Here is a 9,225-nt window from a genome sequence, read left to right on the forward strand (position 1 = left end):
CTCACGCCGGAAGAGCGACAGCACGATGACGATCGCCGTCACCGGGATGGCCGTCATGACCAGATTCAGCGTCAGGCCCGCCTCGAGTGCGCTTGCGGTGGCCTCGGACATCACCCACGCGGTGCGCTCGGGATCCAACCCCGACGGGATGACCTCCCCGGGGGTGGTGCTGGTGCTGAGAACGTCGCCGGCCTGCTCGATGCTGATGCCGGCGTCGGCCAGCTTTGCGCCGGACCTACCGATGAACAGGATGATGCCGAAGATCGAGAACAGCGCCGCGCCGAACCCGTAGAAGGTGCCTCCCACGGCCGCCTTCACCGCGGAGACGACGCCACCGAGATGTGTTGGCGCACTCGACATCATCACCGTCGTCTGCGGGGTCTGCAGGATCGCGCCGCCGACCGTCGTCAGCGCTATCACCGCACCGACAAACGCGACCGGGGTGTCGATCCTGAACGTCAGCCGTGCCAGCAGACTCACCGCCAAGACCGCCAGGCCCGCCACCACCACGGCGCAGTTGCCGAACCGCGCCGCTGCCCGGCCAGCCACCACCGCAGCCAATGCGGACACCGCCGTGGCCGGAATGAGGAGCAGCGCGAATTCCCACGTCGACAGATCGCGTACGACGATCAGGTAGAAGGTGACCAGTGTCAGCGACCCGCCCTGCACCAGATTGTTGGCCGCACCGGCGGTCACGACGGCGTTGAACCGCGGTGAGCGGAAGATCCGCAGATCCAGCGCCGGGTTGTCGACACGGCGCTCCCACCAGATGAACGCCGCACCCGCCAGCAACCCGGCCAGGATCGGCGCAATCGACGCAAGATTGACCCCCGCCTGCAACCCGGAGATGCCGTAGGTGACCCCGATGAGCGCGACGGCCACCAGCAGCAGTCCGGGGATGTCGATCCTCTGGTGCGTGCTCGGCGTCTCCGGCACATACCGCAGCGTGATGACGGCGACCAGAACCGCGAGCACAGGTGTGACGAGAAGTCCTGCGCGCCAGCCGATCTGCTCGGCCAGCACACTGCCCACCGTCGGCGGCAGCACGCCGAAGGCGTAGACCGCGGCGAGGAACCAGGCGATTGCGGCGGCCCGGCGCTGCGGCGAAAAGACCGCGTTCATGATGGCCAGCGACAGGCCGCTGAGGAATGCGAATGCCACCCCGATGCAGGCCCTGGCGATCAACAGCACCACCACGTTGGGTGCAGCGGCGCCGAGCAACCCGAAGATGACCGCGCCGCAGGCTCCGAGGACGAACATCCGCTTCATGCCGTACCTGTCGCCGAGCACGCCCGCCCCGAGCACCGAGGCGGCCAGGGTCAGCGTTGCCAGCGAGGACACGAAGATGGTGGTGCCGTGCGAGAAGCCCAACCCGTTGCGCACCAGCGAGATGTTGCCGGCCAGAATGCGCAGATCGCCGACGGCGACGGCGCTGCCCAGGCCCATGGCCACCGTCGTCATGATGGCCGCCAACCCGGCGACTGGTCCGCGCTGGCTCACGAGGCGATGCTAGTCCGGCGGCTAGGCGTGGGCCCAGGACTCGACGATCTCCCGGGCGATTGAAATCGATCCGGGCAGAAGCAATCTGGACTCGGAGTCACTGCTCCAATCGCCCACCTCCAGAGCCGCGCGCACCTCGTCGCGGGTGAACCACTCCGCCTCTGCGATCTCGCCGTCGCGGAAGGCGAAGGGCTGCTCGGGGTCCCCCAGGGCGTGGAAGCCGATCATCAGTGAGCGCGGGAACGGCCACGGCTGGCTGCCCAGGTACGTCACATCGGTGACGTCAAGGCCGACCTCCTCGGCGATCTCGCGCACCACGCAGGACTCGAACGACTCGCCGGCCTCGACGAAGCCGGCCAGGATGGAGAACAGCCGCGGCGGCCACATCGTCTGCCGAGCCAGCACCGCGCGGTCGTGACCGTCGTGCACCAGGCAGATCACCGCCGGGTCGATGCGCGGGAACTCCTCGTTGCCGGTCAGCGGATTACGCCGGGCCCAACCGGCCCGGATCGGTCGGGTCGGCGAACCGTCGATCGGCGAAAAGCGTGAGCTGTCATGCCAATTCAGCAATGCCAGCGCACAGGCCACCAGCTGCGCGCTGGCGGACGCGAACCGAACCCCACCGCGGCGCGGTTCAATGACCTTGGTCTCGACACCGTCGGGTGCCACCAGCTCGGCGCGCACCGCCCAGACATGCCGGCCGTCCTCGACCCGGCCGAGGAACACCGCGTCGGCCGGTGGTGTGGCGGCGAAGTCCATGGCCGGGCTCAGCACCACCTCCTCGTCGACCACCAGGACCTGGTTGCGGTGATCGACCCGCAGCAGCACCGCCTCGGCCCAGCCGGCGACGGCGGCATCGACGTCAGTGCGCAGATGATCGGCGCGGTCGGCGCCGACCCTCGACAGCAGCGGGACATTGCGCAGCCGGAAACTCACGCGGGACTCATTCCCCTTCCGTGCTGCGTACGTAGAGCAGCCGGTCCATATCCTCCAGGGCGTCGGCGTGCGGGTCGTCGACGCGGTAGAGCTTTCCGTCGCGGACCACGCCGAGCACGATGTCGGTCAGGTGCTTGGGCGAACCGCCGACCTCCTTGGGGTCGACCTCGCGCTCGGCGATGGCGAAACCCTCGTGCGGGGTCAGCAGGTCCTCGATCATCTCCACGACGGCGGGCTTGCTGGTGGCCAGCCCGAGCAATCGGCCGGCGGTGTCAGAGGACACCACCACCGAGTCGGCGCCGGACTGCAGCAGCAGGTGGCGGTTCTCCGCCTCGCGGACGGCGGCGATGATCTTGGCCTGCGGGGCCAGTTCGCGGGCGGTCAGGGTGACCAGCACCGCGACCGGGTCGGAACTGGTGGCCACCACGATCGCCTTGGCGTGCTGGGCGCCGGCCAGGCGCAGCACATCGGATTTGTTGGCGTCGCCGCGCACGGTCACCAGACCGGCGGTGCTGGCGCGATCCAGCGACGCCTGCTCGGTGTCGACGACGACGATGTCGGCGGGCGGCACGCCGTCGCCGATCATCGCGGACACGGCGGTGCGGCCCTTGGTGCCGTAGCCGACGACGATGGTGTGGTTACGCACGGTTTTCCTCCAACGCTGAATCTTGGCCGCCTGCCGCGACGCTTCGGTCAACGACTCCACGGTGGTGCCGACCAACACGATCAGGAACGCCACCCGCAGCGGGGTGATCACCACGACGTTGACCAGGCGGGCCCGCTCGGTGATCGGGGTGATGTCGCCGTAGCCGGTGGTCGACAGCGACACCGTGGCGTAGTACAGGCAGTCCAGGAACGTCATCGGCTCACCGCGGGCATCGCGGTAGCCGGTCCGGTCGACGTAGACGATGAGCACCGCCGCGAACAGGGCGGCGGTGGCGTAGAGCAGCCGGCGGACGATGAGGCGGATGGGGCCGATGTACCCGTGCGGGATCCGCAGGTAGTCCACCAGAGCGGAGTCCGGTTTGACCGAGAGATCCTCGGAGATCGCGTCGAGATTGCGCCGAAGTAATCGATCAGCCACAAGTCACCCGCAGGATTGGCAGCACACGAGCATTATGTACCCATGACTCAGACCACATCCGACAGCCAGCGTCCCGCCTACCGGATGGCAGCCATGCTGATCGGTATCGGCGTCGGTCACTTCCTGGCGCCCAAACCGTTCGACACGATCGTTCCGGCCGAACTGCCCGGCAGCGCCCGGTTCTACACGCTGGCCTCCGGTGTCGCCGAGGTCGGAGTCGGCGCCGGGCTGCTGTTGCCGCGGACCCGCCGGGCCTCGGCACTGGCCGCGGTGGCCCTGTTCCTGGCGGTTTTCCCGGCCAACGTCAACATGGTGCGGCTGTGGAAGGACAAGCCCCTGCCGATGCGGATCGCGGCCCTGGCCCGGCTGCCGCTGCAGATTCCCATGATCGTGGCGGCCTTGAAGGTCAGGAAAGCAGCGCCGCCAGCTCGCTCGGCCCAGGCAACCCTTCCGGCGTGACGGTGCGCCCGGGGCGCACGTAGTGGAATGCCGCCCGCACCTGTGAGTCCGGCCGACCGGCCAGCGCGGCCCAGGCCAGCCGGTAGACGGCCAGCTGCACCGCGGCGTGCCGACGGGCCTCCTCGTCGGCCGGCGGCGCACCGGTCTTCCAGTCCACCACGGTGACGCCGCCGTCGGCGTCGGCGAACACCGCGTCGATACGGCCGCGCACCACGGTGTCGCCGATGGCCATCTCGAAGGGCACCTCGACGTCGATCGGGGTGCGCGCGGCCCACGGGGATGCGGTGAACGCGGCCTGCAGCGCCTCGAGTTCGGCGGCATCGGCCGCATCGCATTCCCCTGCGCCGGGCAGGTCATCGAGGTCGAACAACCGGTCCGCGCCGTAGAACCGCTGCACCCACTCGTGGAAGGCGGTGCCGAGGATGGCGTGCGGATCGGGCCGGGCCGGCAGCCGGCGGGTGAGCCGCCGGGCGGCGCCGCGCGGATCCTTGTCGAGTTCGACCAGGGCGCTGACCGACAGCTGCCCGGGCAGCGCCACCGCGGCGGGAGTGCCGGTGCGTTCCCGCTCGGCCAGCAGGGCGTCGACGTCGGCGGCCCAGCCGTCGGGGTCCTCCCCCGGCTCGGCGGGCGCTGCGGCCATCGCGGCGGCCACCAGCTGCGCGCCGCGCTCGACATCTGCACGCCGGTGCAGCGGGTCAGCGGGCCACTGCGCCTCGATGGCATTGTCGCGCAACGGGTTCGGCTCACCGTCGGCCGGTTCGGGTGCCCACTGGTCGATCTGCCCGCAGGACCCGGTCTCCGCAGCGCCCTCGATGATGCCTTTGATCTCAACGAGGAACTCCGACGGCCCGCGCGGGGTGGATTCGGTGGCTCCCCAGTGGTGACCGGAGAGCAGCAGGGTGTCCTCGGCGCGGGTGATTGCGACGTAGAGCAGCCGGCGTTCCTCGTCGACCCGGCGGCGGCTGAGCTGATCGCGGTGGGCGTCGATGACGTCCTGCAGGGCCTTGCGGTCGCAGACCTCGTCGGTGTCGAGCACCGGGACACCCTGCAGCCCGTCATCCGCACGGTCCCCGCGCAACAGCGGCGGAAGATCAGCCGGGTCGTTGAGCCAGGTGCGCGGCATGGCGGTGGACGGGAACACCCGCGCGCTCAGATGCGGGACGGCGACGATCTGCCACTCCAGACCCTTGGCCGCGTGCACGGTGAGCACCTGCACCCGGCCCTCGGCCACGCCGACATCAGCCGGCGACAGTCCGTTCTCCTGCACGGCGGCGGCATCGAGGTAGGCCAGCAGTCCGGTGACATCGGCGCCTGAGCGCTCGGTGTAGCGGGCGACGGTGTCGGTGAAGCGGTCCAGGTGTTCGGTGCCGCCGCCGTCGGCGCGGACCTCGGCGTCGATGCCGATCACTCGTCGGACCTCGGCCACCAGGTCGTTGACCGGGTGCGACAGATAGCCGCGCAACCGGGTCAGTTCGGTGTCCAGGGCGCCGATGCGCCGGTAGCCCTCGGCCGAGAAGGCCTCCGCCGGACCCGGGTCGGCGATCGCATCGGCCAGCGATGCGGTGTCGGGATCGGCGGCTGCGGCGATGATCTCCTCGGCGGTGGCCGCGCGCGGCCGCCCGCGGTCCAGCGCTATCGCACGCCGCCATAGTGCGGCGAGATCGGCAGCGCCCAGCCGCCAGCGGGGTCCGGTCAGCACCGCCATCGCGGCCGCGCCGTCGGCCGGGTCGGCGACCAGTCGCAGTGTCGAGAGCAGTTGCGCCACTTCAGGTATCGACAACAGGCCGGCCAGCCCCACCACCTCAACGGGAATTCCCCGGGCGGTGAGCGCCTCGGCGATCGGGCCGGCGTCGGCGTTGCGGCGTACCAGGACCGCGGCCGTCACTCCCTCGCCGTAGCGGGCGGCGATCTGGTCGGCCACCCAATCACGTTCGGCGACAACATCGTTGAGCAGGCTGCACAGCACGGTGCCGGCATCGGCATCGGGCCGGGCCGTCAAGGGTCGCACCCCGACCGAACGCTGCCGCGCCTCGGCCGAGACGGCGTTGGCCAACGCCAGGGTGCGCGGCGGGTTACGCCAGCTGGTCGAGAGCTCCAGCGTGGGCGCCGCAGACCCGTCTGCGAGCGGGAAGTCGGTGGTGAACCGGGGCAGGTTGGTGGCCGAGGCGCCGCGCCAGCCGTAGATGGACTGGATCGGGTCGCCGACGGCGGTCAGCGCCAGGCTCTCATCGACCCCACCGCCGAACAGGGCCGACAGCAGCACCCGCTGGGCATGCCCGGTGTCCTGGTACTCATCGAGCAGCACCACCCGGTAGCGCCGCCGCAACGCCTCGCCGACCTGCGGGCAGGACGCCGCCAGCCGGGCGGCCGCCGACATCTGCGAGCCGAAGTCCATCACCTTCTCGGCGCGCATCCGGGTGTGCAACGCGTCGATCAGCGGCACCAGTGCCGCGCGCCGGGTCTGGGTGTCGAGCATGTCGAGCAGCTTGCGGTTGGGGCCGGTGTCGCGCTGGCGCGGCCCGGGCGGCAGGGTGAGCACCAGCCGCTCGAGTTCGACGTGGGTGTGCCGCAACTCGGCGGTGTCGACCAGGTGCTCGGCGAGCTCACCGGAGAGCTTGAGCACCATCGCGGTGACCGCGGCGGGGTTCTTGTCGAACGGGAGTGGCCCGGGATGGGCGCGCACCACGTCATAGGCCAGCTGGAACATCTCGGTCTCGCTGAGCAGGCGGGCGTCGGGCTCCACCGGTAGCAGCGGGCCGAACTCGCGCAGCAGCTGCCCGGCGAACGCGTGATAGGTGCTGACCGCGGGGAACGCGGCTGGGCTCGCGGCGTTCTCCCCGGTGTGCCCGGCCAGCCGGGCCAGCCGGGAGCGCACCCGGCGCAGCAGCTGCCCGGCGGCCTTGCGGGTGAAGGTGAGGCCGAGCACCTCACCGGGATCGGCGTAACCGTTGGCGACCAACCACACCACCCGGGCGGCCATGGTCTCGGTCTTGCCCGCCCCGGCGCCGGCAACCACCACCAGCGGCCCGGGCGGGGCCGCGATCACGGCGGCCTGCTCATCGGTGGGCTGCGGAAGTCCCAGGGCGGCAGACAATTCCGCGGGGCTGTACCGCGCGGGCCTAGGCATGGGCCGGGCAGGACGGTCGGATGGGACAGTGCGAACAGCCGTCATTGACCCGGGCGATGAACTGCGGCCCGGCGGTCGCGGCGGCAGCATCCTGCACAACCTCACGCCACTCGTCGGCGGCCTCGGGCGCCAGCGCGGTCTGCTCGCGTTCGGTGGCGGCACCGCCCGCGGTGGCCTTGCCGACGTAGACCAGCCGCCCACCGCCGGGCTCATCGCCCTCCCCCGATCCGTCATCGGCGAGCAGGCCGGCTGCCACGGCCAACTGGTAGAGGCCGAGCTGGGCATTGTGTTGGGCGTCGTCCTTGGTGACCGGGCTCTTGGCGGTCTTGACGTCGACGATCACCAGCCGGCCCTGCGCGTCGCGCTCAAGCCGGTCGATGCGCCCGCGCACCGCCACCCCCGGCCCCACCTCACCGGTCAGCTCGACCTCGGTACCGACCTCGGTGAGCTCATGGCGGGTGGCGGCACGCCAGGCCACGAACGCCGACAGCATGGCCCGGTGCCGGTCGAGCTCATTGGCCGCATACCAGGGCGAGTCGAACGGCACTGCGGCCCAAAGCGCTTCGAGCTCGGCGTGCAGCCGGTCCTCACTCGTGGCCGAGTCGGCGACGAGGGCGTGCACCACCGAGCCCAGCGTGGAGCTCAGACCAAGCGGACCGGTGCCGCCGTGGGCTTCGGCCAGCCAGCGCAGCGGGCAGTCGGTCAGGGTCTGCAATGTCGACGGGCTCAGGGTGACGGTGTGCTCCGCACCCAGCGGGCCGGTCCACAGCGGGGCGTCAGTGCTCAGCGCCGCCATACCGTGCCACTGCGCCGGGTCTGCACCGGGAACACCGGCGGTGGCCAGTCGGGCCAATTGTGCTGCGGCACGGGCTCGCCGGTCCTCGTCGACCTCGCCGTCCGGTGCGCACACAACTGCCCGCAATCGGCCGACCACCGCCGACGGCGACAGCAGCGGCGGAGCCGGCACCGGCCGGGCAGTCTCCTCGATATCGCCGGTGTCGAACGCGGCGAGTTCGGTGACGAACGTTGAGGGCAGCATGGACTCGTCACCGCTGTCGCTGTCGACGGCGGTGACGAGAAGCCGGCGGCGGGCCCGGCCCAGCGCGGCGATCATCAGCCGGCGCTCCTCGGCCAGCAGCGGCGCGCGCGAGGAGACGTCATCGCCCAGGCCGTCGAAGACGTCGAGCAGTCGCTGGGTGCCCAGCACCCCGCCACGCGGAATGATGTTGGGCCACAAACCTTCCTGCACACCGGCGATGACCACCATCTCCCAGTCGCGGCCCAGCGCGGCGTGCGGGCTGAGCACAGCGACGGTCTCGGTGGCGGTCTCATCGGCGGCCACCGGCGCCAACTGCAGGGCCGCGACATGATCGAGCAGACCCGACACCGACGCACCGGTGGTGCGGGCCACATATGCCTCGGCGGTATCGAACAGCGCGGTCACCGCGGCCAGATTACGGTCGGCCAGCGCGCCGTCGGACCCGCCACGCTCGGCGGCGGTCAGCCAGCGCCGCTGCAGACCGCTGCGCTCCCAGGCCTGCCACAGCGTGTAGCGCGGATCGTGATGCTCACGGTTGGCCCGGGCTGCGCCGGCCAGCACGCCACGCACCCGTTTGACCGCGCCACCCAGCGCTCCGGGCAGATGCGGGGCACGACCGGTCAACGCCTGGGCGAGTCCAGTTCCATTGCGCCGCAGCGCCCGGCGCAGCTGACGCAGCGAGACCGGATCGATGCGGCCGATCGGTCCGGTCAGCAGTGCGGTGGCCCGCTCATCGTCGAGAGTGCCGACGGTGGCTCCCAGCACGGTCAGCAGTGCGCGGGCGGCGGGCTGATCGGCGACCGGGCCGCCGGCCGAATGCGGATCGACCGGAACGCCGGCGGTCGAGAGCGCACGCTCGATGGCCGCGGCGGTGGCCGCTGAGCGGACGATCACCGCGAGCTGTGACCACGGCAGTCCGTCGACGAGGTGAGCGCGACGCAGCGCGTCGGCGATCAGGGTGGCCTCGGCATGGGCCGAGGCCGTCACCCGCACCGTGACCGACCCCTCCTCGTCACCGGAACCCTGGATCCGCCGCCACCCGGCACCGGGCAGTCCGGCAGCCACACCGCTGATGGCCCG

Annotated in this window: 6 protein-coding genes; 1 reads left to right on the plus strand and 5 read right to left on the minus strand. The window is 71.1% G+C overall.

Annotated elements, in window-relative coordinates:
* From ACR2JI_RS00585 to ACR2JI_RS00595, 3 genes are all read right to left on the minus strand, one after another.
* A partial coding sequence (locus ACR2JI_RS00585; protein ID WP_526386926.1) for an MFS transporter occupies positions 1 to 1,500 on the minus strand: 1,500 nt, incomplete at its 3' end.
* A 21-nt stretch (positions 1,501 to 1,521) separates the two neighbouring features.
* Positions 1,522 to 2,436, minus strand: coding sequence for an NAD(+) diphosphatase (gene nudC / locus ACR2JI_RS00590; protein WP_526386928.1), 915 nt, complete (start codon positions 2,434 to 2,436; stop codon positions 1,522 to 1,524).
* A gap of 7 nt (positions 2,437 to 2,443) precedes the next feature.
* Positions 2,444 to 3,520 carry a potassium channel family protein gene (locus ACR2JI_RS00595; RefSeq protein WP_526386930.1) on the minus strand — a complete coding sequence of 359 codons (1,077 nt, stop codon included), beginning with the start codon at positions 3,518 to 3,520 and terminating at the stop codon, positions 2,444 to 2,446.
* Between the two features lie 42 nt (positions 3,521 to 3,562).
* Here ACR2JI_RS00595 and ACR2JI_RS00600 point away from each other — a divergent pair, with 42 nt between their 5' ends.
* Positions 3,563 to 3,979, plus strand: a complete 417-nt coding sequence (locus tag ACR2JI_RS00600) for a DoxX-related protein (protein WP_526386932.1) — start codon at positions 3,563 to 3,565, stop codon at positions 3,977 to 3,979.
* Here ACR2JI_RS00600 and ACR2JI_RS00605 read toward each other — a convergent pair.
* Complete coding sequence (locus tag ACR2JI_RS00605; RefSeq protein WP_526386934.1) at positions 3,927 to 7,106, minus strand: ATP-dependent helicase; 3,180 nt, start codon at positions 7,104 to 7,106, stop codon at positions 3,927 to 3,929. The genes ACR2JI_RS00600 and ACR2JI_RS00605 overlap by 53 nt on opposite strands.
* On the minus strand, positions 7,099 to 9,225 hold a 2,127-nt coding region (locus ACR2JI_RS00610), incomplete at its 5' end, for a PD-(D/E)XK nuclease family protein (protein ID WP_526386936.1). The genes ACR2JI_RS00610 and ACR2JI_RS00605, both read right to left, overlap by 8 nt.

The sequence above is a fragment of the Mycobacterium sp. genome (assembly GCF_051006775.1).
Taxonomy (GTDB): Bacteria; Actinomycetota; Actinomycetes; order Mycobacteriales; family Mycobacteriaceae; genus Mycobacterium.

Excerpts from the sequence above, each read along its gene's own strand:
- ACR2JI_RS00605 (WP_526386934.1), bottom strand. The coding sequence starts at position 7,106 with ATGCCTAGGCCCGCGCGGTACAGCCCCGCGGAATTGTCTGCCGCCCTG.
- ACR2JI_RS00600 (WP_526386932.1), top strand. The coding sequence starts at position 3,563 with ATGACTCAGACCACATCCGACAGCCAGCGTCCCGCCTACCGGATGGCA.